Annotated in this window: 16 protein-coding genes; 14 read left to right on the top strand and 2 right to left on the bottom strand. The window is 43.9% G+C overall.

Annotated features, from left to right (window positions below; genetic code table 11):
- Window positions 1-143 precede the first annotated feature (143 nt).
- Genes recC through recD form a run of 3 tightly spaced genes read left to right on the top strand, consistent with a single transcriptional unit; the run spans window position 144 to window position 8,594 of the window.
- Entirely contained in the window at window positions 144-3,371 is a 3,228-nt protein-coding gene (recC, locus tag B3V56_RS07915) for an exodeoxyribonuclease V subunit gamma (protein ID WP_289283707.1), read from the top strand.
- Entirely contained in the window at window positions 3,368-6,853 is a 3,486-nt protein-coding gene (gene recB, locus B3V56_RS07910; protein ID WP_289284148.1) for an exodeoxyribonuclease V subunit beta, read from the top strand. Before recC ends, recB begins: the two co-directional genes overlap by 4 nt.
- Window positions 6,846-8,594, top strand: a complete 1,749-nt coding sequence (recD, locus tag B3V56_RS07905) for an exodeoxyribonuclease V subunit alpha (RefSeq protein ID WP_289284147.1) — start codon at window positions 6,846-6,848, stop codon at window positions 8,592-8,594. Before recB ends, recD begins: the two co-directional genes overlap by 8 nt.
- A gap of 41 nt (window positions 8,595-8,635) precedes the next feature.
- Here recD and B3V56_RS07900 read toward each other — a convergent pair whose 3' ends face one another.
- The gene (locus B3V56_RS07900) at window positions 8,636-9,364 is read right to left on the bottom strand and encodes a Crp/Fnr family transcriptional regulator (RefSeq protein ID WP_289283712.1); all 729 of its coding nucleotides are present in this window, start codon (window positions 9,362-9,364) and stop codon (window positions 8,636-8,638) included.
- A gap of 447 nt (window positions 9,365-9,811) precedes the next feature.
- On the opposite strand from B3V56_RS07900, the gene B3V56_RS07895 reads away from it, so the two are divergent.
- From B3V56_RS07895 to B3V56_RS07870, 6 genes are all read left to right on the top strand, one after another.
- Complete coding sequence (locus B3V56_RS07895; protein WP_289284146.1) at window positions 9,812-11,464, top strand: FecR domain-containing protein; 1,653 nt, start codon at window positions 9,812-9,814, stop codon at window positions 11,462-11,464.
- 4 nt (window positions 11,465-11,468) lie between these two features.
- The gene (locus tag B3V56_RS07890; protein ID WP_289283715.1) at window positions 11,469-13,928 is read left to right on the top strand and encodes an EAL domain-containing protein; all 2,460 of its coding nucleotides are present in this window, start codon (window positions 11,469-11,471) and stop codon (window positions 13,926-13,928) included.
- A gap of 268 nt (window positions 13,929-14,196) precedes the next feature.
- The gene (locus B3V56_RS07885; protein ID WP_289284145.1) at window positions 14,197-14,748 is read left to right on the top strand and encodes a hypothetical protein; all 552 of its coding nucleotides are present in this window, start codon (window positions 14,197-14,199) and stop codon (window positions 14,746-14,748) included.
- 38 nt (window positions 14,749-14,786) lie between these two features.
- Window positions 14,787-15,329: a cytochrome b gene (locus B3V56_RS07880; protein WP_286304119.1), complete on the top strand. Its 543-nt coding sequence runs from the start codon at window positions 14,787-14,789 to the stop codon at window positions 15,327-15,329.
- 180 nt (window positions 15,330-15,509) lie between these two features.
- On the top strand, window positions 15,510-18,218 hold the full coding sequence (locus B3V56_RS07875) for a cation-transporting P-type ATPase (protein WP_289283717.1): 2,709 nt from the start codon (window positions 15,510-15,512) through the stop codon (window positions 18,216-18,218).
- A gap of 47 nt (window positions 18,219-18,265) precedes the next feature.
- Window positions 18,266-18,607, top strand: coding sequence for a hypothetical protein (locus tag B3V56_RS07870; RefSeq protein WP_289284144.1), 342 nt, complete (start codon window positions 18,266-18,268; stop codon window positions 18,605-18,607).
- Window positions 18,608-19,022: 415 nt separating this feature from the next.
- On the opposite strand, the gene B3V56_RS07865 is transcribed toward B3V56_RS07870, so the two are convergent.
- The gene (locus B3V56_RS07865; RefSeq protein ID WP_289284143.1) at window positions 19,023-19,646 is read right to left on the bottom strand and encodes an arylesterase; all 624 of its coding nucleotides are present in this window, start codon (window positions 19,644-19,646) and stop codon (window positions 19,023-19,025) included.
- 23 nt (window positions 19,647-19,669) lie between these two features.
- Between B3V56_RS07865 and B3V56_RS07860 the strand changes: the two genes are divergently transcribed.
- The 5 genes from B3V56_RS07860 to B3V56_RS07840 all read left to right on the top strand — a co-directional run bounded on the left by B3V56_RS07860 (window position 19,670) and on the right by B3V56_RS07840 (window position 26,560).
- Window positions 19,670-20,350 carry an ABC transporter ATP-binding protein gene (locus tag B3V56_RS07860; protein WP_289284142.1) on the top strand — a complete coding sequence of 227 codons (681 nt, stop codon included), beginning with the start codon at window positions 19,670-19,672 and terminating at the stop codon, window positions 20,348-20,350.
- The gene (locus B3V56_RS07855; RefSeq protein WP_289283720.1) at window positions 20,350-22,809 is read left to right on the top strand and encodes an ABC transporter permease; all 2,460 of its coding nucleotides are present in this window, start codon (window positions 20,350-20,352) and stop codon (window positions 22,807-22,809) included. Before B3V56_RS07860 ends, B3V56_RS07855 begins: the two co-directional genes overlap by 1 nt.
- Before the next feature lie 262 nt (window positions 22,810-23,071).
- Window positions 23,072-24,508 (top strand): SIR2 family protein, encoded by a 1,437-nt coding sequence (locus B3V56_RS07850; RefSeq protein WP_289284141.1) that lies wholly within the window; start codon window positions 23,072-23,074, stop codon window positions 24,506-24,508.
- 3 nt (window positions 24,509-24,511) lie between these two features.
- On the top strand, window positions 24,512-24,988 hold the full coding sequence (locus B3V56_RS07845; RefSeq protein WP_289283722.1) for a TIR domain-containing protein: 477 nt from the start codon (window positions 24,512-24,514) through the stop codon (window positions 24,986-24,988).
- 105 nt (window positions 24,989-25,093) lie between these two features.
- Window positions 25,094-26,560: a DUF6602 domain-containing protein gene (locus B3V56_RS07840; RefSeq protein ID WP_289283723.1), complete on the top strand. Its 1,467-nt coding sequence runs from the start codon at window positions 25,094-25,096 to the stop codon at window positions 26,558-26,560.
- The last annotated feature ends 134 nt before the right edge of the window (window positions 26,561-26,694 follow it).

The following is a 26,694-nucleotide window of genomic DNA, read 5'->3' as shown; positions in this document are numbered from 1 at the left end:
TCGAATATAAATTTTAAGTGTGTATCAATGATGCTTTTGTCGAAAACAATACGATGAGACCAAGTTAAGCAAAGAATCAGAAAAGCAGTTTGTTTCAACTGCAACATCCCGTAATATGTGGCTTTTGACGTGAAGGAATCCACATGCTGAAGATTGTTTACAGTAATGACAGCAGACAACTTGCTGCCTGGCTTGCTGAACAACTTCAGTCTGAACCGCTCAGCCCGTTTGAGCAGGAAAATATTATTGTGCAAAGTAACGAGCTGGCGCGCTGGTTGTCGTTATTTATCGCCAATGAACAAGGCATTGCTGCCAACACGGAGTTTCCTTTTCCTTCGGCCTATATCTGGCGTTTGTTTCGGCAAATCTGGCCCGATATTCCTTTACATTCTCCTTATGCTAAAGCGCCGATTAGCTGGCGTTTATTTGCCATGCTGCCTGAGTTAGCCAATGAGCCCGAGTTTGAGGCTATTGCCGCCTATTTGGGTGAGCAAACAGATGAGTTAAAGCGTTTCCAGTTAGCAGAACGGCTGGCTGATACTTATGACCAATATCTGATGTATCGACCGGACTGGATAGCTGAGTGGGAGCAGGGAGAAAGCGCAAACTGGCAAGGGCATCTATGGCAGAAAATAACAGCTGACGATGCTGAACCCATGCATCGCGCCAGATTGTTAAACCAGCTCAATCAGCTTTTACAAACAGCCACAGAAAAGCCAGCAGGTCTGCCAGAACGACTCAGTATTTTTGGTATTTCTTCGCTACCACCTGTTTATTTACAGACCTTTTCTCTGATGGCGAAGTTTGTCGATATCACGCTGTTTTATTTATCACCCAGCCAGCATTATTGGGGGGATTTGATCGACCCCAAACAGCAACAACGTCAGCAGTTGGAATTGATGCTGGACGATCCCGAGCCAGAATTGAATGCGGATGTAGGTCACCCTTTATTGGCAAGTTTAGGCAAACAAGGCCAGGAGTTTTTTCGCCAGTGTCAGGACTTGCCTCATGACGCCGAGACCTGTTTTGTTGCGCCCATACCAGACACCATGCTTGGCATGTTGAAAAGCGATATGTTTGAGCTGGAGGTCGGTGAACAGCAAGCAGTGAGTGCTGACGATAACTCTATTCTGATTCAGGTCTGCCATAGCCCGATGCGGGAAATGGAAATTCTGCAGGATCAATTGCTGGCCTTATTTGAACAGCACCCTGATTTATCACCCACCGATATTGTGGTGATGACGCCGGATATTGATGTTTATGCACCGTGGATTGAAGCTGTATTCGGAGCCGCTGATCCTGCCCATGCTATTCCCTTTAGTATTGCTGATAGCAGCGGCCAGCAAGAGAGTATTTTACTCAATGCCTGGTTCACTATTCTGGCTTTGCCACAGTCGCGGTTTGATGTGGAAAGTGTGCTGGCATTACTGGAATGTCCGGCCATCCAGCAACGTTTCCAGCTCGATGAAAATGCCTTATTATGGCTACGCGAATGGTGTCAGCAAACCCGGATTCGGTGGGGCCATGATGCCAAAGATAAAATGGCATTGGATTTACCTGCTAATGACGCCAATACCTGGCGAGCAGGTTTGGACCGTTTATTACTGGGCTATGCTATGCCGCTGACCGAGCAGGGCGAACCCTGGCGCTTGTTTGATGGCCAACTTGCTATGGATGGTATTACTGGTGATAAAGCCCGGATTGTGGCAGCAGTATCACAGTTTATTGCGGCACTGGATAACTGGCGACAATGGTTAGCTAAGCCTCGTACACCAAAAGATTGGCAACAACAGCTTAATCTGTGCATGGATAGTTTTTTTGATGCCGAGCATCTGGATGATCCATTGGCAGAACGCGAGCTGATTTCTATTCGTACCCAGCTCGATCGTATAATTGAAAGTACTGAACTGGCCGGATTTGATGAGCCACTTAGCATTGACGTGATCTTGAGCTGGCAGCAATCACACCTGGAACCGCTGGATAACAGTCATCGTTTTATGGGACATGGTGTCACCTTCTGCGGCATGGTGCCGATGCGTAGCATACCTTTTGATGTGGTATGCCTGATTGGAATGAACGATGATGTTTTCCCACGCCGCCAACCGAGTTTAGGCTTTGATTTGCTGGCACACCATCATCGTGAAGGTGATCGTTCTCGCCGTGATGATGATCGGTATCTGTTCCTCGAAGCTTTATTATCTGCTCAGCAAACGCTCTATATCAGTTATATCGGTGCCAGCATTACTGATAATGCCGAGATTCCACCGTCTGTGTTAATTAGTGATTTATTGGATTATCTGGATGAGCGATTTATCGATGAGCAAGGCCAGTCGGTAATAAAGCAGCTGGTGACATATCATCCATTACAGGCATTTAGCCGTCGTTATTTTGATCAGCAACATAAGAAACTGTTTAGTTTTAATGCTTTGCAATGTCCGGTTTCTCAGGCAATAACAGCACCTCAAGACTGGTTTTCAGAGCCGTTGCCAGAAGCGGATGACTCATGGCGTGATATCAATTTGATGCAACTTAATCAGTTCTTTATGCATCCGGCTAGATTCCTTTGTCGTGAACGATTGGGAGTCAGATTGGAACTGGATGAAGATGAACTCAGCAGCCGAGAACCCTTTGAATTAAACGGGCTGGAAGCCTGGCAACTGCGGCAGTGGTTATTAGAAAACAAACTGAGTGATACGCCGGATCTGAATATGTCTGAGCTGGTGCAGGCAACGGGCATGTTACCGCAAGGTGAGTTTGGTGATGAATGGCTGCAACAAGAGAATCAGAAAGTCGAGGCATTTCTTGATATCTTAACGCCATATTTAACTGAGCAGCGTCTTCCTGCTGTGCCATTTGAATTAGAGATTGGCAAATTCACGCTAAGTGGTCAGCTCGATAAGCTGAGTGCATCAGGATTATTGCGATACCGTTTATCACGTAAAAAAGGCCGCGATCTGATTAACGGCTGGTTAGAGCATTTGATTCTCAATATTGTTAAACCCGAAGGCGTCACACTGGAAACACAACTGGTGTTTGAAGACGAAGAGATTACCTTTACCCCAGTCATCGATGCTCAGTTTTTATTAGAACATTACCTAAACTTATATTGGCAAGGCTGTCAGCAACCTCTGCCTTTGTTTGATAAAACCAGCCTGGCTTATGCCAAACAAGCCTTGAGTAAGCAACGAGAAAAAGCCCAGCAGGTTGCTGAACGAACTTGGGCCCCAGCTAATGAGTTTGTGATGGCTGAGCAGGATGATGCCTATTATCAATACTGTTTTCCTGCTAATCCTTTGGATGAACGCTTTGCCGATATTGCTTTGCAAGTGTACGAGCCGATTCAACAACACATTCAGGGCGGGCAGTTATGAGCGCCCAATTTGATGTGAATACGGTTGAACTCAAAGGTATTAATCTGATTGAAGCCAGTGCTGGCACAGGCAAGACGTTTACGCTGGCAGAGCTTTATTGCCGGTTGGTGGTAGAACAAAAACTGGAGGTCAGTCAGATTCTGGTAGTGACCTATACCCGTGCAGCGACCGAAGAGTTACGAGGACGTTTACGGGCAAGACTGGTTGATGAACGTAAACAACTGAGTCAACAAGAGCAGGCAGATCCTCAGGCGATAAAACGTTTACAACTGGCGATTCAAAGCTTTGATGAAGCCGCTATCTATACTATTCACGGCTTTTGTCAGCGAGCTTTGCAAGACTTTGCATTTGAGAGCGGCCATTTTTTCGATATGGAAATGGTGGCTGATGAACAAGAGCTTCGACAAGCGGTAGCTGATGACTTTTGGCGTCGTCATGTCAGCTCAGCTGATAAAGCCTTTGCTCGATATTTATTACAAAACCGCCAAAATCCGGAAAGCTTATTGCAGTCGGTGAGCAGTGTGATCGGCAAGCCTTATCTTGAAGTCATCCCACTACCTGAGATGGCAACCGAACCATTACAAAGCTTATTTAATGAGCAGTTCGATCACGTACAGTCGCTGTGGTGGCTACAGCGTGAACAAGCCATTGCTGTATTGCAGGACAAAAATTTACTTAACGGTAATAAATATCGTACTGCCAGTGTCAGCAGCTGGATAGCTGAAATGGATAGCCTGATGCAAGCCGGAAAACAGGCGGGCTTGTTTGAGAAATTTGTCAAGTTTGGCCAGGCTGAACTGAATCAGGCATTAAAAAAAGGTCAGGAGTTACCTGAACTCGATTTATGGCGGGCATGTGATGCTTTGCTTGATACGGATCAACAATTGCAAACAGCTCGTTCTTTGCAGCTGCAACAACTACGTCAGCAGTTAGCGGAATATCTGGCGAGTGAGCTACCAAAACGCAAGCAGCAATTAAAACTGCAGGCTTTTGATGATCTGCTGCTTAATTTGCAACAGGCGCTTCACGGACCGCAGGCAGATAAGCTGATTGCTAAAATTCGTGAACAGTTTCAAGCAGCATTGATTGATGAGTTTCAGGATACCGATCCGATTCAATACGATTGTTTTCACACGATTTTTGCAAATACCGAACAGCCCGTGTTTTTTGTCGGCGATCCTAAACAGGCGATTTATAGCTTTCGTGGCGCTGATATTTTTACCTATCTGCAAGCCAAACATGCTGCTAGTAATGAGTTTAATCTGGATACTAACTGGCGATCTCATCCACGTTTAGTGCAGGCCGTTAATCATCTGTTCGAACGCGTGCCACAGCCTTTTTTATATGAAGACATTCCGTTTCTACCGGTCAAGGCTGCACTTCCTGATGAAGCGTGTTTAACCATCACTGGACAAGCCGTGTCGCCCTTATCGTGGGTATGGATGGCATCTGACAAGCCATTTAATGTCAGTGATATGATGCAATACGCGGCAGATATTTCAGCTGATCAGATAGCTGATTTATTAAATCAATCTGCTGCTGGTGAGGTCATGCTGACCGATAAAGATGGCAGTCAGCGTCGCTTGAATGGTGGTGATATTGCTATCTTAGTCAGAAGTCACAAACAAGCGACAACGATTCAACAAGCATTACGTGCTCGTGGTGTGAACAGTGTGCAACAGTCGCGTGACAGTGTGTTTGAAACCCATCAGGCAATAATGTTGGAGCGGGTGTTAATGGCGATTGCTCAACCGAGCAATGATAGTTTGATTGCCACGGCTTTAGCCACGCCACTATTTGCCAAAACGGCGTTGGATATCTATCAGTTACAACAAGACGAACAGCTTTGGTTACAACAAACCGATTTCTTTGTTTCTCTGCATGAGCAGTGGCAGCAAGCCGGATTTATTGTGATGTTTCGTGCCTTAATTGCTGCACTGGATGTGCAGCGTCGCTGGTTAGCGTTGGCGGATGGTGAACGGCAATTAACTAACTTATTGCATTTAGCCGAACTGATTCAGGCGTATGCGACCCGCCGCAATAATACGATGGAAGCCATTTTGATGTGGTTAGCTTCACAGCGTCAGGCGGCGGATAAAAGTGGCGATGCAGCTCAGATTCGTCTGGAAAGTGATGAGCAACTGGTCAAAGTCATTACCATCCACACCAGTAAGGGGCTGGAATACCCCATTGTGTTTTGTCCCTTCCTTTGGCATCAGAGCCAGTTCAATCAGTCACCGACCGTCATGACCTTTCACCGTGAAGACGATAATCAAGCTTGTGTGGCATTTGGTGAACCTGGTTTCTCTGAAGCTCAACCGATTGTGGCTGAAGAACAGCAAGCCGAGGATTTACGCTTACTCTATGTGGCATTGACTCGTGCTCGTGAGCGCTGTGTGATTGTCTGGGCACCAGTGAAAAATGTGCAGCAGAGTGCGTTGTTTCAGCTACTTCATCCCGAGTTAGAGAGTGTTGATGCGGGTCAGATGCAGCAAGATTTGCAAGACATGGTCAACGCACAAAACACGAATATGGATAGGGTGAACTGGGATCTGGAAGCAGCGCCTATCGTCAAACAAGCTGAAACGACAGCAGAGACATTACAGGCCCGAGAGTTTCAGGGACAGATTCAGACACCATGGCATATCGGCAGTTTTACTGGCCTGAGTCATGGCCAGCATATGGAGTTACCAGATCATGACGCACCCTTGCTGCCAGTTGAAATGCCTAGCAGTGAACCACGCCAGGATCGTTTTGGTTTTCCAAAAGGCGCTAATGCGGGGACCTGTTTACATAGCTTGTTTGAGCATTGGGATTTCCAGCAGCAGAATGAAGAACTCAATGTGCTGGTAGATAAAACATTAAGCCAATTTGGCATTGACACAGAATGGTCTGCCACCGTGTCATCGTGGTTAGAAGCCGTTGTCACCACGTCATTAGATGAGCAAAGCGGATTGACCTTACGTGATATTCAGCCACATCAGCGTTTAGATGAAATGGCATTTTTCTTTCCAGTGACGCATTTAACAACAAAACATTTAAAAGACACCTTACTGCCATTTGTGGCTGATTATCCGATTCTCAATCCTATCGTGAAGTCATTACATTTCGCCGATTTGAGTGGCTTTATGAAAGGCTTTATTGATCTGGTGTTTGAGCAGGATGGTCGCTTTTATATTGCTGACTATAAATCCAATTGGTTAGGGACTCAGGCAGAAAACTATCAACAAGCGCTATTGGATGAGGCGATGGTGGCACATAGTTATCCATTGCAATATCTGATTTACAGCCTGGCTTTGCATCGTTATTTAAAAACACGATTGCCTGACTATGACCCTGAACAGCATTTTGGTGGAGTGTATTACTTATTTATTCGTGGCATGCATCCTGATTGGGGACAAGCGGGTGTGTATTTTGAGCGGCCATCGCCAGCATTACTTGAGGCACTTGATCTGTGCATGTCTGAGGTAGGCGATGTCTGATTTGCTGAAGTTATTACGCCAGCACGGTTTAAGCGAATTAGCCTGCCAGTTTGCCGCTTATATTGATCGTAAAGAGCAGGGCATGCGCCCAGTGGTGAGTATCACGGCAGCATTATTATCTGAAGCGATTGCGGAAGGTCATGTTTGTCTGAATTTGCAGCAATTACCGACATTTTGTCAGCCACTGAAACCGGTATTACCTGAAAGCGTTGATGACTGGATGGAAATCTTGTCATTAGCCAAAACAGTCGGGCAACCCGGCGATTACACACCGCTGATTTTGACAGAGCAGGGCTTGCTTTACCTTTATCGCTATTACCGTGATGAGCAGGATGTTGCCAGTCTGATTCAACAACGTTTACAGCCTGTGAATGATATTGATCTTGAACAGCTAAATGAGGATTTAGGCCGTTGGACCAGTGTGATTGAAGGGCCAGACTGGCAAAAAATCGCTGTGGCGGTGGCATTGAACAGAGAGTTTGCTGTGATTTCCGGTGGTCCTGGTACGGGCAAAACCACGATAGTATTAAGCATGCTCAATAGTTTGCAGCAGCAATCTCCCGAGCTGTATATTGGTTTGGCTGCACCCACAGGTAAAGCGGCTGCCAGATTGCAACAATCTATTAGTACGCAGCATGCTTATGAGGTCAAAACGCTGCACCGTTTATTGGGCATTACCGAGCATAACGATCAGGGCCGTTACCATACTGAACGACCGCTGCCTTTAGATGTGTTAATTATCGATGAAGCCTCAATGATTGATATCAGTTTGATGGCCAAATTAATGCGAGCTTTATCGCCGTCAGCCAGACTGATTTTATTAGGTGATAGTCAGCAACTAGCTTCAGTTGAGTCGGGTGCAGTGCTGGCAAATTTAAGTGAAGGTAAACAAGGGCAGTTCACAGCTGAATTTAGTGAGCAGTTTCCTGAGCTGGAGATTCCAGTGACCGAAACATCAGCGCCATCCACTTTGCTCAATAGCTTTGTGCGTCTGCAACACAGTTACCGCTTTGATAAAGACAGTACTATCGGACAATTAGCTAAACAGGTGAATGATGGTGATGTGTTAGCGTCACTCGCGTTATTGAATCCAGCAGCCAGTGACATCTGGTATGACACGGATGAAAAGCAACAGCAATCACGGTTTCTAAAGGGGTACCAAGCCTTTATCGACGCGGTTGAGTCTAAACAAACCCCGCAAACGGTGGTAGAAGCGTTTGATTCATTCAGAATTTTGGCCGCCTTAAAACAAGGGCCACAATCGGTGTTATCGGTTAACCGCTTGTTGATGCGTTTATTAGCACAACGCGGCTGGCGAACAAGCTTACCGTTTTATGCTGGCAGACCAATCATGATCACCCAAAACGATTATCGGCAACGGCTGTTTAATGGCGATACCGGTATTATTTTGTATGACGATAGCGGCCAGCTCCGCGCCTGTTTTTGTTTTGATGAGGAGGTACGTTGGGTACCAATTAACCGGCTTCCCGCGCATGAAACCGCCTTTGCCATGACGGTGCATAAAAGCCAGGGCTCAGAGTTTGATAGCGTCAGTATTCTATTACCGGATGAAATCAGCCCTATTCTTAACCGTGAACTGCTTTACACCGCGATTACCCGAGCCAAACAACAGGTGTTTATTCTGAGTAAAGAAGGCACGCTGCGTCACACCATTCAAACCCGACATCAACGTGAAAGTGGTTTAAATAAACAGTTAAAGCAAGCTGATGATGGTGTTTAGAAAATGCGTGCTTAAAGTCTGTTCTGATTGGCGTTAGATGCTTAATTCCACTCAGCTAACGTTTCCAGATAGCCACTATCAAAACTAGACAATTTTATCAGTCCATCAACATCAGTGATCACTATATGACCCTGTTTATTATCAATTAATCCTAAATCACGTAAGTGTTTTAAGGTACGGCTGACATGAACAGAGGAGATCCCGAGCGTGTCACCAATCAGACTTTGATTAATGGGTAGATGAAAATCACAGGCACATGATCCCAGCCGCATTTTCATTTCTACCAGAAAATGAGCCAGTCGCTCAGGCGCATTTCGCCTGCTGATGTTGACGATTCTCTCAATTAACATGGCTTGCTCTCTGGCCATGATGGTGAAGAAAATTTTAGCCAGCTTAGGCGATTGTTCAAAAATTTTCGTTAGTGATTGTTTGGGAAATGGATGCGCTTTCAGCCTCGTTAACGCACGAAATTCTGTGAATGAGTTTTTCAACCCAATTTCTTGTAAGCCGATAATTTGTCCTGGCAGGAAAATATCCAACACCTGTCTTTGACCATCAGCCAGGGTTTTGATGGCACATGCCAGACCTGACTGGAGTGTATAGAAATAATTGTTGTACTTACCTTTACGTGTCAGTTCTTCACCGACTTGAAATCCACGTTCATTATTTTCTAGTGTCATCAGTAAGTTGACTTCATCTTCCGTTAAATCAACCACCCGTTCAAATTGATGAACGATACAACTCCGTACATTACCAAAAGCTAGATCCATTAAAACTCACATGAAAAATGTTAAACGAAAGCGCTACTTCCCTCGGAAATGGGGGAAAGCATGTCTCCTATAATCATCATTCATAAATTGCTGAGCGTTTTAGATGAACGATGAAATAAATATCAATCATCAAAAATTCACACCAACCTTGGGATAAAGTGACTGATGATCATCAAGGACGCCAAGATATGGCTATTTGAATGCTCCGTCTTTAACAATTGTTAAATTGATAGAAAATTGTTGAAAAAATCGGAAATTATCTGTGAGAGGCAGGGCATTTTATCTTCACAGACAGAGATGAGACCCAGTCACGCAAAGGCTTAAGCACAGTTCATCATCTCGTTTTATAAGACACACCTGATTTTTTAGGAAAACAGTGTTTTTGTATTTAAGCAGAGTGCTAGTATATAGTTCAAAAGACAAATCTATTTGAACGTGGGACCCTCAATGAAACAGTCATGTCTTAGTGTTTACCGCTTTATCTGTTTAGCCATTATCTGGTTGCTGTGTTCAAGTAGTGCTTATGCTCAGGATTGGATTTATACCGTTGTTGACGGTGACAACCTCTGGAATCTAAGCGAACAACATCTTGATAAAGTCACTCGGTTTGAACAGTTACGCAAACTAAATAATATTGAGAACCCCAAACATTTACAGCCTGGCACCAGAATCCGAGTACCGCTAGCCTGGATTCGTAGCAATCCGGTTGCTGCAAAAATTATCTCCATTACCGGCAGCGCTGAAATTCAACGTGCCAGAAGCTCGACAACGGAGCCAGCAAAAGTCGGATCGTTAATGCAGCTTGGTGATCAACTATCGACAGCGGATGACAGTAGTGTGGCTATCGAGTTTGCCGATAAATCGGTGTTATCACTTCATGAGAATAGTCTTGTGCATTTTGACCATTTAAGTGCTCATGGTGTCACCGGCATGGTCGACTCCAGATTGAACTTGTTAAAAGGCCGTATGGACACAAAAGTCACGCCTGCTGTGGGGCCTGGTTCACGATTTGAAATTGAAACACCCTCTGCTATTAGTGCTGTTCGAGGTACGGTTTACCGAGCATTGGTGATGGATAATGGCGATAAGTCGAATATAGAAGTCTTACACGGGAAGGTCGCTGTTTCAGGCGCCAACAAGCAATTACTGGTGAACAAAGGTTATGGAACCCAAGTTGCCACTGGTCAACCACCTTTGCCGCCAAAAGCACTTTTGCCTGCGCCCATTTTTGAGCCAATTCCTGACACCATCACTGAAATCAATTGGCGATTAGCCTGGTCAGAAGTTGCTGGGGCAAAAGCCTATCGAGTTGAAGTAGCGACAGAAAATGATTTTGACACCTTGGTTTGGGAAGGCATCACTGAATACAATCGTGCTGCTTTTCCCGATCTGCTCGATGGCCACTACGCTGTCCGCGTTCGTGCCATTGACTCACTGGGGCTTGAGGGCATTAATCAGCAGGCCATGATTCAGCTTAATGCTCAGCCGCAACCACCGATTGCATTGAAACCGGTAGATCAGCAGGTTTTCCGTGAGCAGTCGCCCAGCTTACAATGGACAGCAGCGGATAATGCTAAAGCCTATCGCCTTGAAATCGCAGCTGATGACAAGTTCACCCAGCCGCTATTGGACAAAACGCTCAGTGATTCAGAATTTGATACTGCCTCTTTATCAGCATTGGGATATTACTACTGGCGTTTATCCAGTATTGCTAGTGACGGTGAAGTTGGGCCTGTCGGACCAGCACGTTCGTATCAAATCAAACCGATTCCTGAGAAAGTTGAAGCGGCTGTCTCGGCAGAAGAGAGTGGTCAGTTAGTCGCTAGCTGGAATGTTGGGATGGGCCAACCCAATTATCGTGTGCAAATTGCAAATGATAAGGCATTCAATGACATCATTATTGATGAAACAATTGATAAAGCTGAATATGCATTTGAACCGTTTAAGGGGGATGAACGCTATCTTCGTGTCAAGAGTATTGAGCAGGATGGCTACGAAGGACCATGGGGTTCGACACAAACTATCCAGCCTCTGCCTGAAGAACCAGTGAACTACTGGCCTTTGGGTATGTGGACTATCTTTACCATTATTCTTATCTAATACTGTGAGGCTTTCTGACTCTCATCGTAGTTGGATTATTGGCTCATTTTTAGTTCTTTTTTTTGTTGCAGCAGGGTTTTTCTTATCTGAGAAAAAAACACTGCAACGATTAGACTTGCTGATTTATGACGTGATGCTGCCTTTGCATTCACCGAAAATGAGTGAGCAAATTGTGATTATTGCTATTGATGATGCCAGCATACGGGCATTAGGAAGGTGGCCTTGGTCGCGTCACCAGCATGCGAAATTACTCCAAGAACTTCAAAAAATGTCGCCAAAAGCTATTGGCATTGATTTGATCTTTTCTGAGCCTGAAATCAACAGTAATGCTGATCAGTCTCTCGCTCAGGCTATGCTTCAGAATCAACACACGGTGCTAGTGGTGGCGCCCATCAAAGAAACCTCTGATTCTCTGATTGTTGAACGTTTACCCATTCCCTTATTAGCGTCAGCCGCAGCGGCTCTGGGGCATGTTGATGTGGAATTGGATATTGACGGTACTAATCGTCATTTTTATCTATATGCAGGACTGGGGAATCCCCACTGGCCTAATGTTGCGTTGGCTATGCTTAAAGTGGGGAAGGATGCGGGTGATTATGGCTCGCCAAGTCAGCCCGTGAGTGAGTACTCGGTAGCAGGTTGGGTACGAAGTCATAAGATGATGTTGTCATTTACTTCCGCTGACAATCTCGCCAAACGTATTTCTTTCAAAGATGTGCTGGAGGGGCGTGTCGACCCTGAGCTTATCAGGGACAAGTATGTATTAATAGGCGCAACATCAGCAGGCATCGGTGACATGATTTCAACACCAGCCAGTCGTTCTCATCAACGTATGCCAGGGGTTGAGATTATTTCTCAGGAGATGAATACACTTTTACAAGGTTCACACTTGTATGAGTTATCGCCGTCCATGCAGTCCGGCATAACCATACTGCTGATTATAGTAAGTGTGGGTGCTATCGTCCTGTCACCACTACGATATTCATTGATAACAGCCGTTTCTGGCCTCATATTCATTCTCAGTTGTTCCTTGTTTTTATTGTTGGTTTACAAACTATGGTTTGCTCCAGCGACAGCATTCATTTTGACAGCCATCGCCTGGCCTTTATGGACTGTCTGGCAAAACCGTATGTCGGATCGTTTTATTGAAAAACTGATTGTTCAGTTAGATGCACAAGCTAGACAGCATATTATTACCGGCTTACCCAATCACATTACGTTGCAGGAAGAGCTATACAAACTAGGCACGCTCGACCAACCGGCCAAATTAACCGCTTTGATCATTATTCATGTGAATAAGCATGAATCAGCGATAAGTGTGATTCACCGTGCAATTGGTGACTCCTTACTGGTAGTAATAGCCGACCGTATTAAAGCGGCTGTAGGAGATGATGTCTTTGTAGCGCATTTAGAAGAAGACGATTTTGCAATTTTACTCTCTGGACAAAGCGATCTTGCCTCTATTCAACAATCAGCGAATGCTTTATTAGCTCAAATTCAAACCCCTTTTCATTACCTGGATGAAGAAATTGTGCTGTCGCCGAATATGGGTATCAGTGTCTGGCCAATGGATAGCAGAGATAGCTCGGAACTACTTCGCAAAGCGTTCACCGCGATGTTTAAATCCAGGATGGATGAGTCTTTACCGATTTGTCTCTACACGGCCGATATCGGTGAAGAAATACAAGCCCGGGTCGAGCTGGAAAAAGCGATGACAGGGGCATTAGAGAGGAACGAATTCCAACTCTGCTATCAACCTCAAGTGGAAGCCAGCTCAGGAAAGATAATCGGAGCAGAAGCCTTACTACGCTGGCATAGTCCAGACTTAGGACCAATTGGACCTGAGACTTTTATACCGGTTGCAGAACAGTCAGGATTGATTAATTCTCTGGGTGAATTCGTCCTTAGAAAAGCCTGTGACGATCTTAAGCTGATGAAAGAAGCCGGACTGGAACATATACGCATTGCTGTGAATTTATCACCATTACAGTTTGCCAATATGTCGCTTGCTGATGATATTGCCGAGATATTAAAAAGTAGCCATATTGAGCCCTCAAGACTGGAGCTTGAAGTCACTGAAAGCACGCTGATGCGAAATATGAATACCGCCGTTGAAGCGATGATGAATATTAAAAAACATGGTATGAGTTTGGCGATTGATGACTTTGGTACAGGTTACTCGTCACTCAAACACCTACAACTGTTTCCACTGGACTGCTTGAAAATCGACAAGTGTTTCACTCGTGATATTGAAGATAAAAGTTCACTTGAAATTACCTTGTCGGTTATTGACCTGGCTAAACGACTCAATCTTCGTATTATTGCTGAAGGGGTTGAGACAGATGCACAGGCAAAATTCTTCCGTCTGCATCGCTGTGATGAGTTGCAAGGCTATTTATTCAGTAAACCGATTCCGGCGCAAGCGTTGATTGAACTGATGAAAGAGCAAGCTGAGGTTGCTTAGTCAGACAGAGGTGTTTTAAGCGACTCCATATGTTTTGTAGTCCATGATTTTATGGATATGTTCGGCGTTTGTTTTGATTTCTATGCTCACTTCTTTTTTCCTCTGAACCATTCTGATTTCTTCCTGTCACTTAACTGATTGTGCTAATACAAGCATTTTGGCACTATCTAATAGGTTGAATATAAAGCTGAAACACAAAACTGTTTTAGCTTTATTTCAATTCAAGAGAGAGAAATTTTATTAACTATAACAAGAGGAAAAGTGTTGCATGTCTAATGAAAACAACAAGACTTCACTGCCACACTGGGCAAGTATCCTCGGTGTTGTCGCGATTATGCTCGGTGTCTTTCTGACGGCTGTGCATGGTAATGAGGCGATGAAACAGGCCGTGGTGACCAGCAATATGCCAGCAGATGGTGTGATGCCGGCAGCTGACTGTCCAGAGGAAGAGCTGGAAGAGGAGGGGATTACCATCGCTGAATGTGAATACCTCATTGAGCATGTCAAAGGCGTGGCTTTAGCAGCGCCAGACTGGTTCCCGAATGTGCAAATGACACTGGCTGGTATTGGGGCTGTGTTGGCATTTATTTCTGTCATCATCGGTGGCGCCTTAGTGAATTACACGCCATGGGCATCGAAAGCGGCGATTGTCGTCTTTAGTGGTCTCGCAGCCATTGATTTATTGCAGTTTGCTGCTGTAGTCAATACAGGACCAACGCTACGTGAAGTGTATCTGGGCGGTATTTTGCTCTGGTTCATTCTGCATTTAATGTTAGTCGTGGGTACATTAGCTGGCAGACACAGTGAAGCCAATGCTTAATCTCCCACATTTGCAACGAAATATAAACGGAAGCTGTTATGCAAAGACAAGGTTTTAGTAGAACGGCGGTAATCCTGCATTGGTTGCTGGCTGTTTCAATTTTCTTTTTATTTATCTCAAGCTGGTGGATGATGGGCTTACCTTTGCCATCACCGGAATTACAATTCCGGGCATTTCCATTTCAGTTACATAAAAACATTGGTATCACATTAGTGATCATTATTCTGATGTTGCTGTATGTCCGTCTCAGGCACCGACCTACACCACCAGACTCAACGGATATGGCACCCTGGATGCACTGGTCTGCCATTGCTGCACATGTGGCAATATATGGTTTAGTGCTTGCGGTCTGTTTGACCGGCTATCTGTCATCCGCTCATACCCGTTGGGACACCGTGTTCTGGTGGTCGATTGAGTTCCCTCGCATTGCTGCACCTGATGAGGAAATGAACGAGTTCTGGGGTGAGCTGCATATGTGGACGGCATGGGCACTGCTGGGCATTATTGCCGTGCATGTCAGTGGCGCGATTTATCATGCCTTCCGTAATGATGGCATTGTGCGAAGAATGATGCGTTGGTAGTACCAACACAATGTTCATCTGAAAAATGGGTCCTTTGGGGCCCATTTTTTTGTCCTTAAATTAAGTTCGACAACTTTCTCTTTGAATGACATTTGAATTAAAGTAGTTAAATAGAGTGAATTCAGACGGCACTTACTGAGATTCACGGATAGACAGTTAATGATGTGAGGCACTGTGAAGATGAGTTCATCAAAAAGTAGCGTTACAGCATGGCATACCTTGAGTGTCGACTCTTCATTTGAAGCATTAACGACTTCAGCAGCAGGACTGGATTCGCAGGAAGCCAGTGAGAGACTTCGTCAGTACGGAAAAAACAGTCTGCCAACAGCAAAAAAACGCAGTGCTGTTATCCGGTTTCTCAGTCATTTTCATAATATTCTTATTTATGTGTTGCTGGGATCTGCTGTTGTTACTGCCGCTCTTGCCCATTGGATTGATACAGGTGTCATCCTGGCCGTTGTTATGGCTAATGCCATTATTGGCTTTATTCAGGAGGGTAAAGCAGAATCAGCTATGGGGGCGATCCAACAAATGCTGGCACCGGTTGCCCATGTTATTCGTGGTGCTGAACGAGTCAGTATTGAGGGTGAAGAGCTGGTTCCGGGTGATATTGTCTTGATTGAAGCAGGCGATAAAGTCCCTGCGGACTTACGCTTATTTGATGCCCATGGCTTATCTATACAAGAGTCAATTCTGACGGGGGAATCTGTAGCGGTAGAAAAACTGACCCGTTCAGTTGATGAGCAAGCAGCGCTCGGTGACCGAAGCTGTATGGCTTTTTCTGGAACATTGGTGGCGTCTGGACAGGGGAAAGGCATTGTTGTTGCTACTGGTGGAAATACTGAGATTGGTCGTATCAGTAGTTTGCTTTCAGAGGTGGAAACGTTAACGACGCCACTCATCAGGCAGATGAATGTGTTTGCTAAATGGTTAACGCTGATTATTCTGGTACTCGCCTCACTACTGCTGGTTTTTGGTTATCTCTTTACTCAGCATGATCTTGCTGTGATGTTTATGTCCGTGGTGGGGTTGTCTGTAGCAGCTATCCCGGAAGGTCTCCCTGCGGTACTGACAATTACTCTGGCAATTGGCGTTCAAGCTATGGCCAAACGCCAGGCCATAGTTCGTCGCTTGCCCGCGATTGAAACATTAGGTTCGGTGTCTGTGATTTGTTCTGATAAAACCGGCACATTGACTCGCAATGAAATGATGGTGGCCTCGGTTGTCACTTATCAGCACGCGTTTACCTTAGAGGGCGAGGGCTATAATCCTGAAGGCGATTTGAAGTTAAATGATCGCTGTATTTCACCAACAGAGCATAGTGCATTAGAAGAAATGGCTCGTGCAGCCGCGCTTTGTAATGATGCTTCGTTGGTAGAAAAGTCGGGTGTCTGGCATAGCGAAGGTGATCCTATGGAAGGCGCCTTACTGTCCTTTGCTGGCAAAATGAATCTCGATGTCAGGCAGGAACAATCCGTATGGAAAAGGAGTGATGCGATCCCGTTTGATGCCCGTCACCGGTTTATGGCAACACTAAGTCATGATCATCAACATCATGCCTGTATTTTTGTTAAAGGTGCGCCGGAGCGCCTATTAGAAATGTGTGGCAGTCAGCGCAGCACTGATGGCAAAGTTGAGCCATTAGATATGGCATATTGGCAGCAACAAATGCTGACTATTGCAGCAAAAGGCCAACGTTTGTTGGCGTTTGCCGTTAAACCCGTTAACACTGACTACACTGTTTTGGAGCAGGATGATCTCAACGAGTCTCTGATAATGTTAGGACTGGTCGGCATGATTGATCCTCCCCGATCGGAAGCCATAAGTGCTGTGGCTGAATGTCACCAGGCGGGTATCCGTGTGAAAATGATTACGGGCGATCATGCCGAAACTGCTGCTGCAATAGGTAAACAAATTGGCCTGAAAAATCCGAATAAAGTGCTGACAGGATTAGATATTGATGGCATGGATGATTTGCAGTTAAAAGCCAATGTTATTGATTGCGATATTTTTGCCCGTACCAGTCCTGAACATAAATTAAGGCTTGTTACAGCGATACAGGCACATGATCTGACTGTTGCCATGACCGGTGACGGTGTGAATGATGCCCCTGCACTTAAACGTGCTGATGCCGGTATTGCCATGGGACTTAAAGGTTCTGAAGCAGCAAAAGAAGCGGCTGAACTGGTACTGGCCGATGATAACTTTGCCACGATTGTGTCAGCTGTCCGCGAAGGGCGAACGGTCTATGACAACTTGAAAAAGATCATCAGCTGGACTTTACCCACTAATGCTGGTGAAGCCATGACGATCATTGTCGCTTTGCTGTTTGGTATGACTTTGCCTATTACACCGGTTCAGATTCTCTGGGTGAATCTGATAACAGCAGTGACTTTAGGTATTGCTCTGGCTTTTGAACCGACAGAAGAAAATACCATGCGCCGGCCTCCACGATCGCGAAATGAATCGTTATTAAGTGCTGAGTTGTTGTGGCATATTGTTTTGGTGTCTTTGCTTTTCTTGGGTGGTGTCTACGGTATTTACGACTATGCTATCAGTCAGGGATATTCGCTTGAACTTGCCCGAACACTAGCCGTCAATACGCTGGTTGTAATGGAAATTTTCCACTTATTTTTTATTCGGAATATTCACGGTACATCGATCACCTGGAAAGCTATCTGTGGCACAAAAGTCATTTGGCGGGTGGTTTTTGTGATTAGTTGTGCCCAGTTTGTCATTACCTATCATCCGTGGCTTCAGACTATTTTTGGTACTGAAAGTATTTCTTTTTGGGATGGTGTTCTGGTGATAGCTATTGGTGTGATGTTATTTATTACGATTGAAATGGAAAAGCAACTGCGTCTTTTTGTGCGGCGTACCAGAGTATAAGTGATTAAGTATGCTAGTTAATTAAAGAGGAAGTTCAAGAGAAATCAATGTGTGGAGCAAGGAATAAAAAGAAAACCGTTCTTCGAGATGAGCGCGACAGGCGAGGACTTCGGTTTCTGAGTGCTGAACTTCAGCATAATGGCGATCTGGTTTTTGAAGGACAAGATCTAGGGCCTGTTGTTGAAGAGTTTTTTGGCTCCTCAGAGTATGAATGGCGGTGGACGATAAAAGCTGAGCATACGACGATCTTACAAAAATCACTGGGTAAGGGGGGAGATATCATCAACTTGCTTGAAACGCGTTTCAGTGATGAAAAATCAGCCGATGTGTTGTCGTTTCTGGAAGAGCACAATATCCCTTTTGAATCCTGGCATCGATATGGCGATTAGCCTTTATTCATAAATCTAATCACATGATTTAGTCATTGTGATGTTTTAGGGCTCACATAAAGAGGTTGAGCGAATAAATAAACTATCACTTCTTAGTGATTGCGCCCATACTGACTATCTATGTACCGACATTGATTGGCGTTGATGTTTCTACCTAGAACATGTCCTCAAATTTGCTAATAAGCAGTTGAGGTTAATGCATTCAATTAACAGGTGAATATCATGAGTAAAGGTCAAGATAGTAAAAAGAATCAGAAAAAAGCACCGCTATTAACGGCGAAAGAAAAGAAAGCAGCAAAAAAGGCCAAACAAGAAGATAAGATCGTTTTCGGCCATTAATAAAAAAGGCTACTCATAAACATTTGAGTAGCCTTTTTTCTGTCATCACTTATAACAGTGTGTGGTAAAACTATTCTTATTTAGCCTCATCCAGTAGTGGCAGCAATGCCGGCTTAATATTCTGTAATACAACAGGTTGGCCTTCTTTATTTGGGTGCAAGCCATCAGCCTGCATCAAGGTTTTATCAAGAGCGACGCCTTTCAGCATAAAAGGCACATAAGCCAATTGATATTGCTCTGCCAACTCTTTGTATAAATTAAAAAACATCTCTGTATAGCGTTTACCGTAATTCTGTGGAATCTGGTTGCCTACTAACAGCACCTTGGCGTCAGCTTTATGTGCCTGTTCAATCATGGATTCAAGATTCTGTTTGGTTTGTGTCAGTGGATAGCCACGTAAGGCATCATTGGCGCCCAGTTCCAGAATGACCCAGCTGGGTTTATGTTCTGACAACAGTTGTTTAAAGCGGGCTAAACCGCCTTGCGTTGTTTCTCCACTGACGCTGGCATTCACAACGCTGATTTCAGGATGAGACTCAGATAGTTGATTTTCCAGTAAACTAACCCAACCTAATTCTGGTCGTAGATTATGGGCAGCACTCAGGCTGTCTCCCATAACAAGCAATGTCGATGCTGATACTGCGTTGCTCATCAATAAACTGATGAGTAACACAAACCAATATTGTCTTTTTAGAAACATACAAACCTTCAAGAGTGGAAAACATGGCAGTTACAACTGCAATCAAAGTAAGCAATTTAACCCATACGGTATCGGCAAATACAGGCGATTTGACCATATTAAAAGGAATTAGTTTAGATATTCAGGAAGGTGAGTCGGTCGCCATTGTGGGAGCATCTGGTTCAGGTAAGTCGACCTTACTGGGCTTACTGGCAGGCTTAGATGTGAATACATCGGGCGAGATTTATCTTTATGACCATGCTTTCTCAGCCATGGATGAAGAGCAACGTGCCTTACTTCGCGGGCAATATGTTGGCTTTATCTTTCAGTCGTTTCACTTGTTACCGAGTTTGCAGGCGGTTGAAAATGTGATGTTACCAGCGGAGTTAAAAGGCGATAAAGACGCTCGTCAAAAAGCAGAAGCTTTATTGGAAAAAGTCGGGCTCTCACATCGTTTAACGCATTATCCAAACCAGTTATCCGGTGGTGAGCAGCAACGTGTTGCCATTGCCAGAGCGTTTGCCTCCAGTCCGAAAATTCTGTTTGCTGATGAACCTACCGGCAATCTGGATGAAGGTAACGGTCGCATCATTATTGAACAGCTTTTTGAGATGAATAAAGAGCAGGGCACGACACTGGTGATGGTGACACATGACAACCATCTGGCAGAAAAATGTGATCGTCAACTCGTGATGTCTGCTGGTCAGCTGGTGGAAAAAAACTAATGCAATTTGCCTTACGATTACTGCTGCGTGATATCCGTAGTGGCGACATTTTAACGCTGATTTTTGCGTTGATTATTTCTGTCAGCACCGTCACTGCGATTAGTTTATTTATCGACCGTTTACAATTGTCATTTGAAAGCGAGTCAGCCAATTTAATGGCGGCTGATCGCTTGATTAGCTCTGATGATGCGATACCAAACAACTGGCAAACAAAAGCCGATGAGCTGGGGCTTAAACAGGCGCAACGCACCTCATTCCGAACCATGATATTTGCCGGTGATAATTTACAACTCAGTCAGGTTAGTGCGGTAACAGCACTTTATCCTCTCAAAGGTGTTTATCTGGTTGACGATACCTTGTTCGGTACTGGGCATGAATATACTCAGCCACCACAGCCGGGGAAAATATGGTTGTCCTCACGCCTTGCTAGTTTATTAGGCGTCAAGATTGGTGACCAGGTTGAGGTGGGCGAGACAAGCTTAACCGTTAGTCACTTTCTGGTCAGAGATCCCAATGCTAGTAGTTCAGCGTTTGCTATATCACCTCGTGCGGTGATTAATATGGCCGATCTGACAGCAACACAAGTCATTATTCCTGGTAGTCGGGTGCGTTATAGCCTGCTACTGGCCGGTGATAAGAACTTACTAGAGCAATATGAAACATGGGTGACGCCACAACTGAATGAGGGGCAACGCTGGCGAACACCAACACAAAAAGGTGAGCGTATAGGTGACACCATTGGTAAAGCACAATCCTTTTTATTATTAGCTGGAACACTGGCGGTTATCCTGTCTGGAATTGCTATGGCCTTAGCTTCCTCTCGATTTGTAAAACGCCACTTGATGCAGGTTGCCGTGTTAAAAACACTAGGTGCGACACCGAAAAAGCTAGTGCAGGTATTCCTTATCCAGTTTATCGCCCTGTTTGTAATAGGGGCTGGCATTGGTCTGGTTGCTGGGTGGGCAGGGCAACTGATTATTTCATCCATGCTGGCGGGGCTAATGTCGACCGCCTTGCCAGAACCTTCATTAAGTCGCTTATGGCTGGGTGTGGCGACAGGGCTGGTTTCCATGCTGGCATTTTGTTTTCCTTTAATGCAGCGTCTGATTAAGGTATCACCGATGTCCGTGTTGCAGCCCGGTTTTAAAGTAGAACAAAACACCCTCATCATTTATGGCATTGGTTTTGTCGGTATGTTTGGTTTGATGTACCTGTATACAGGCGGCTTAATTCTACCGAGCATTATGATGTTAGCCATTGTGGGCATTGGCGTCTTAGTCGCCTTACTCGGGTATGGCGTATTTAGCTTCGGTCGTTCACTCACCTCAGGGGCGACCAGTGGTTGGCAGATTGGCTTTGCTGCTTTATATCGTCGATTGTTTCCTAACTTATTTCAGTTATTGGTGTTTACGCTGATAATCATGCTGGGGCTGATATTAGTTGGCGTGAAATCCAACTTGATTTCAGACTGGCAACAGCAGTTGCCGGCAGATGCACCTAATCACTATTTGTTTAATGTTCAGGCCGATCAGATTGAGCAGATAGATAAGGTCACTGACTCATTGAATATTAAACGTTCAGACTGGTACCCCATGATTCGCGGTCGTGTTACCACTATCAATGATACTGCGGTGCAAACGCTTTACCCTGAAGATAAACCTGAGCCGGAACTGTTTGAACGTGAGTTAAACCTGACCTGGTCTGAGGAAATAGGTAAGGGTAGCAAGCTGATTGACGGTGACTTTAATGCGAATGGCCTGTCTATCGGGCAACGGGTGATGCAAGAAGCGAATTTGAAAATGGGCGACATGCTCACCATTAATATTGGTGGTAATGACGTTACCTTACCTATTACCTCAGTACGGGAGGTTGACTGGGGTTCAATGCAGCCCAATTTCTATCTGATTTTGCCTAAACAGGCTTTAGCAGATTACCCTGCTAACTTTGTCAGTAGTGTCTTTATCAGCCAGCAAAATGCACAACCTTTTTATAAGGCTATGTCTCAATTCCCTACGGTCTCGATGTTGAATGTCGGTGATTTATTAAAACAAGTGCAGACCGTAATCGGGCAGTTATCACAGGCGATTCAGCTGGTGTTGCTGTGCATATTAAGTGCTGGTGCGTTGGTATTACTGGCAAGCGTACGCTCAACATTAGAAGAGCGCCTGGAAGAGGGGGCTTTATTACGCGTGCTGGGTGCTAAAAAATCTTTGGTACAACAAGCCTTATTTGTCGAGTTCGGTGCACTGGGATTATTTTCCGGACTGATTGCCGCCGCTGGAGCCGAAGCCTGCCTGTATGGTTTACAGGTATTTGTCTTTAAAGCAGAAGCAAGCTGGCATCCTCTGTTATGGAGTTTAGGGCCACTAATTGGTGTAATCGTTATTTCAGCAATTGGTTTATTTGCCAGCAGAAAAGTATCCAGCGTGCCACCGATGCATTTATTACGAGAAGTGTAATTAAAACCTAAACTAACAAGTTTACGTATATATACCAGTATCTGAAGATACCTAAGGACTGGCACTATTTTTCGTCAATAGTTCAATACTTTGGCCTCATAATTCCATGGATAAGAAATTACTTCCATTAATAATCAATATGTTAAAGTTCTTCTAAAGGAATTATGAGGCGGCCTGTTTAATATTTATTATGAGGCCGGTGGCCTTTTAAAACAGACTGTTATAAGCCCTGTAAGAATTGAATTAAATTGAGAAATTAGTAATGGATTTAAAGAAACAAGCATTTTTAAGGGATGTGGGTAAAGAACTACTTGAAGAAAACGTGGCTGTTTTTGCAGGGGCCGGAATGTCAGCGGGTGCTGGATTCGTAAATTGGGCCGAATTGTTACGACCAATCGCAGATGAGCTTGGATTGGATGTAGATAAAGAAAATGATTTAGTAGCTTTAGCGCAGTTTCATTGCAACGACAATGCGAATAATCGAAGCCAGCTTAACCAGAGACTTATAGAAGAGTTTTCAAGAGAGGCTTCAGAAACAGAAAATCATAAAATACTTTGTAGGTTACCAATTAGAACCTACTGGACAACAAATTATGACAAGATTATTGAAAATGCTCTTGATAATTCTGGAAAGATAGCAGATGTAAAATATACAAAAGAGCATTTGTCTACAACAAAGCCAAAGCGTGATGCGGTCGTATACAAAATGCATGGCGATGTCGACCACGCCAACCAAGCTGTCTTGACCAAGGATGATTATGAACGATATCACGTCAAGATGGATCAATATCTAGCGAATCTTAAAGGCGATCTGATTTCAAAAACATTTATATTTATAGGATTCAGTTTTACCGATCCAAATTTGGATTACATTCTCAGCCGGGTTCGAGTTGCTTATGAAGGAAACCAAAGACGTCATTATTGTTTCATAAGAGGTGTTGAGAAAAAAGACTCTGAAGAGGTAGTTGATTTTGAGTATCGAAAGAGAAAACAAGATTACTTTGTGAAAGATTTGGAACGCTTCAACGTAAAAACAATTCTGGTTGACGATTTTTCTGAAATAACAGAGTTGCTGGGGCGATTAGAGCAGAATTATAAATCTAAAACTATTTTTATATCAGGTGCCGCCCATGAATATGGTGAAATGGGGGAACACAACGCCTTAAAATTTGTATATCAATTAAGTCGAAAACTCGTATCACAAGGTATTCGTGTTGTTTCTGGATTTGGGTTGGGGGTTGGAAGCTCTGTAATATCTGGAGTCTTAGAGCAAACTTTCACCAGCCCTAAAGCTAAAGTAGAAGACCAACTAGTATTGCGCCCTTTTCCTCAGTCCACAGAAGGTGGACTGCCCTTGTCTGCATTATGGTCAAAGTATAGAGAAGACATGATAAACCATGCTGGAATCGCTTTATTTTTATTTGGTAATAAGTCCGATGGTAAAAAACTTTTGTTATCAAATGGAATGCGTGAAGAGTATGAAATTGCTAAGAGCAAGGGACTTTTTTTGATTCCTGTTGGAGCTACTGGTTATATGGCTGAAGAACTATGGAACGAGAAAAACTCTGAAATACAAAATTGCGCTGAGACTTCAGACGAAATGAAAAAACTCTTTTCAGATATTGGTAATAGTAAAGCAAAGTCTGAAGAATTAATCGAATCAGTAATTAAAATTATTAACTTAATGGATAGGGAGTAATCAATGGCTAGACAATCATTTTTTAGTTTTAGATATAAGGCTGACAATTGGCGAGCAGCAAATATTAGAAATAGCTGGGTAACCCAAGATCGAAAAGCATCAGGCTTTTTTGATACGGCCAAATGGGAAGAGGTAAAGAAGAAGAAAGACACTGATATTGAAAAATGGATTGACGAGCAGCTGAAGGGGACCTCAGTTACTGTAGTTTTAATCGGTTCTGATACAGCAGGCAAGAAGTGGATTGACTACGAAATAACAGCAAGTCATAAAAAGGGAAATGGCATGTTGGGTATCTATATTCATAAAAAGAAAGATAGCAATGGTAATACTAGTAAAAAGGGAAAAAATCCTTTTGATAATTGGGAGTTCAAAAAAGCTGGAAAAGTAATAACTTATCCAACATATGATTGGGTTGATGATGACGGTTACAATAACATGGGTGATTGGATTGAGAAGGCTGCAAAGGCTGCTGGTCGATAGTGGTATGAGCTTATAACAAAGCGCTGCTGTCGGACAATTTTACCGCTGCGCTCCAAAATTGCCGCAGAGCGCGGCGTTAGATTCTTTATCAAATTTAGAGGGCATATGGGATATAAACCAGAAGCAGGGGAAGCTTTCATTTGTGAAAATACATCGTACGCTGACGCACGGCTCTATCTGACATATGAGAAGGATGGAGTCCTAATAGCTTATTACTATAAAACTCCTGAGCATCCAGAGGATGAGCGCTTTATAAAAGTACCTGTTGATGAGCTGGATGGGCCTTTTTTTCCTAGTTTTTCCTCATTCCTATTAAGGGGGAAAAGACCTTCTGGTCTGAATGATGAGTTAAGCAGTTACATTGCTGTTGAGGAATGCCTTAAAAAATTGCTTATTGATTCAAAGTCTAATCGCATTGAAATAAAAAAAGCAGAAAGCAAGATCCAAGAAGAGACAAATGAAAAAGCAGAAAGAATATCCGCTATTCTAAAAATTCTTATTTCCGAAAAGCTTCTTTATCGATACGCCTCTACAAAAACGTCGGAGTTTATCGAGTTCACAGAGTTAAAAACAAAATCAGAAAATAGCAAGCAATATTATGGGTCGTTAGCCCAAGAAATAGCGGTTAAGAGCAAGCAAATATCATTATTAACTTCTCATGGCCAAACTGCTGGCAACTATAGAGAATACATTCTACGTTCATTGCTCGAAAAATATCTGCCTTCTCGTTTTGGTGTTGGCACTGGCTTTATTGAGGATGTGTCTAGACAATTGGATATCATCATATATGACAAAGTGAACTTTCCCGTCGTTTTTAAAGAAGGTGATTTGATTGTTGTTCATAAAGAGGCGGTTAGAGGCATAATAGAGGTAAAGACAACCCTCGATAGTGAAAAACTGAAAGGCTCACTTCAGTTATTCTATGACATATTTAGAGCGGGGTTATTTAAGCCAAGCCTTCCTATATTTAAAGGTGTGTACGCATTTAATTCGAATTTCGAGAATTCAAAGAAAGTAGCGGAATCCATAAACAGATTTTACAGAAAGCCATATTTTGAAAAGGCCGTCCAATCGAAAATGACGCGAGAGGTGCCGTATCTCTATCATGAGGTGACCGCAGTGTGTGCTTTAAATGAACATTTTTTGTTTACAAAGTATGCGTACCATGGAGGAAAGGAAGGCAAAAATATTGTGCCCAGCCTATATTCAATAACTGATGAAAATGGACTTGATGTGCAGACTGCAGCATTTATTGCCACTCTATTTGACTATCTTGACGGTGATTTTTACTCAAAAAGAACAGCTCAGAAAGGCTTTAATGACTTAATGTCAACTGATTCAGTTGAAGTGAAATTTGAGAGCCATATTGGAGATAAAGATTGGATTCCGAGGTCGGCTAGCCCTGGAGAGCATGATTTTGGTCAGGAATCAATCATTCACAGATTGGATCAACTCGGGTTGTGGTTTAAGGGTGAGCTATCTTCGTCAGAATATATAAGAGACATTGAACAGACAGAATCTAACAAGGCCTTGCAGCCGACCCCGTTTCGCTACGCTCAACAGGGCGACTGAAAAATCAATAGGGTCAGAGTCTGTACGATCCCCACAAAAATTATAGTGTTTCAAATAAGAAAGCACTTGATAAATGAAGTGCCCTGACAGACTTCATAAATTCTCTTATCCTCAATTTCGCATATTTATCAGCA

Source organism: Methylophaga sp. UBA2513 (genome assembly GCF_002341285.1).
Taxonomy (GTDB): domain Bacteria; phylum Pseudomonadota; class Gammaproteobacteria; order Nitrosococcales; family Methylophagaceae; genus Methylophaga; species Methylophaga marina.
The sequence above is the reverse complement of the archived record's forward strand: the minus strand, read 5'-3'. Positions and strand labels throughout refer to the sequence as shown.

Bases quoted from the DNA above. Each gene is read 5' to 3' on its own strand.
- recC (WP_289283707.1), top strand. From the start codon at position 144: ATGCTGAAGATTGTTTACAGTAATGACAGCAGACAACTTGCTGCCTGG.
- recB (WP_289284148.1), top strand. From the start codon at position 3,368: ATGAGCGCCCAATTTGATGTGAATACGGTTGAACTCAAAGGTATTAAT.
- recD (WP_289284147.1), top strand. From the start codon at position 6,846: ATGTCTGATTTGCTGAAGTTATTACGCCAGCACGGTTTAAGCGAATTA.
- B3V56_RS07900 (WP_289283712.1), bottom strand. From the start codon at position 9,364: ATGGATCTAGCTTTTGGTAATGTACGGAGTTGTATCGTTCATCAATTT.
- B3V56_RS07895 (WP_289284146.1), top strand. From the start codon at position 9,812: ATGAAACAGTCATGTCTTAGTGTTTACCGCTTTATCTGTTTAGCCATT.
- B3V56_RS07885 (WP_289284145.1), top strand. From the start codon at position 14,197: ATGTCTAATGAAAACAACAAGACTTCACTGCCACACTGGGCAAGTATC.
- B3V56_RS07880 (WP_286304119.1), top strand. From the start codon at position 14,787: ATGCAAAGACAAGGTTTTAGTAGAACGGCGGTAATCCTGCATTGGTTG.
- B3V56_RS07875 (WP_289283717.1), top strand. From the start codon at position 15,510: ATGAGTTCATCAAAAAGTAGCGTTACAGCATGGCATACCTTGAGTGTC.
- B3V56_RS07870 (WP_289284144.1), top strand. From the start codon at position 18,266: ATGTGTGGAGCAAGGAATAAAAAGAAAACCGTTCTTCGAGATGAGCGC.
- B3V56_RS07865 (WP_289284143.1), bottom strand. From the start codon at position 19,646: ATGTTTCTAAAAAGACAATATTGGTTTGTGTTACTCATCAGTTTATTG.
- B3V56_RS07860 (WP_289284142.1), top strand. From the start codon at position 19,670: ATGGCAGTTACAACTGCAATCAAAGTAAGCAATTTAACCCATACGGTA.
- B3V56_RS07855 (WP_289283720.1), top strand. From the start codon at position 20,350: ATGCAATTTGCCTTACGATTACTGCTGCGTGATATCCGTAGTGGCGAC.
- B3V56_RS07850 (WP_289284141.1), top strand. From the start codon at position 23,072: ATGGATTTAAAGAAACAAGCATTTTTAAGGGATGTGGGTAAAGAACTA.
- B3V56_RS07845 (WP_289283722.1), top strand. From the start codon at position 24,512: ATGGCTAGACAATCATTTTTTAGTTTTAGATATAAGGCTGACAATTGG.
- B3V56_RS07840 (WP_289283723.1), top strand. From the start codon at position 25,094: ATGGGATATAAACCAGAAGCAGGGGAAGCTTTCATTTGTGAAAATACA.